Annotated in this window: 1 protein-coding gene; it reads right to left on the bottom strand. The window is 58.3% G+C overall.

The window, feature by feature from the left end:
- Positions 1-42: 42 nt before the first annotated feature.
- Positions 43-231: an FCD domain-containing protein gene (locus HX875_RS32560; protein WP_371321511.1), complete on the bottom strand. Its 189-nt coding sequence runs from the start codon at positions 229-231 to the stop codon at positions 43-45.
- Between the last annotated feature and the right edge of the window lie 117 nt (positions 232-348).

Here is a 348-nt window from a genome sequence, read left to right as displayed (position 1 = left end):
GCCACAGGGATTGGCGCCAGCCAATTTTTCAGTGTGAAAGGCTTATCCCCTTGCCACCGCCAACCTGTGCAATGTGATCTTGCGCACCTCCTGCTTGCTCAGCTCAATATGGGTCTTGAGCAGTTGCTGCGCCAGATCGCTTTGCCGTTGCAGGATCGCCTCGAGGATCAACCCATGCTCCTCATACGTCGCTGCAATACGTGATGCAAGTCTTGGCCACGCTCGAATCACCTGTGGCGAGGGAGCTTGCTCCCGCTGGGGTGCGAAGCGCCCCCAAAACCGGACACCCTATTTTATCTGCCGAAAAGAGGTGTCTGGATTGGGGCTGCTGCGCAGCCCAGCGGGAGC

The sequence above is a fragment of the Pseudomonas yamanorum genome (assembly GCF_013386765.1).
GTDB lineage: Bacteria > Pseudomonadota > Gammaproteobacteria > Pseudomonadales > Pseudomonadaceae > Aquipseudomonas > Aquipseudomonas yamanorum_A.
This window is presented reverse-complemented; position numbering and strand designations above follow the sequence as displayed.